At 38.0% G+C, this 518-nt stretch carries 1 protein-coding gene; it reads left to right on the forward strand.

Annotation, left to right across the window (positions count from 1 at the left end; translation table 11 throughout):
• Nucleotides 1-336: hypothetical protein (locus tag WHS63_RS13225; protein WP_445205527.1), on the forward strand; the 336-nt coding region annotated here is incomplete at its 5' end.
• Nucleotides 337-518 lie beyond the last annotated feature (182 nt).

Genomic DNA, 518 nt, shown 5'->3' on the forward strand with positions numbered 1-518 from the left:
AAATTGAGCGACTTTGCAGATGCTGTTGAAAAAAAGTATCCTGGAGCGTTAGATGAAATGGGAATGTTAGGTTTCATAACAGTATTACATAGTACCCCCGCACTGTTCAAAGAGAAATCAGTTAATGCTAAGTTTACAATTGAAGGCAACTCAGCTCGTAGCGAATATATCCCTAACGAGAATGTGTGCAAGAATTGTAATTTAGTTGACAACTTTAGGTTTGTAAATGGCAAATGGTATTACAGTCCTTATAGAAACGATAGCGATAATGGTCAGAGCTTGATCCGAATAGTTCAACTATTAGATTCTGCAACACAGCTGTCCAAAATAATTTAAAATCAAAAAATGCCTAATTGTTAATCAGGTGGTTAGGGTTCAAAAGTAACCAATTTTAAAATTAGACCCTACCCTGAAAACAGATTTAGCTGTACCGCATCCTCCTTTCTGGGACGGACAAAGGGCTGGTTTAGCCATTCCCACAGGTTAATCTTCACGAAGAGGTTCAACCGAACAAAGCT

The sequence above is a fragment of the Tenuifilum sp. genome (genome assembly GCF_037481895.1).
Lineage (GTDB): Bacteria > Bacteroidota > Bacteroidia > Bacteroidales > Tenuifilaceae > Tenuifilum > Tenuifilum osseticum.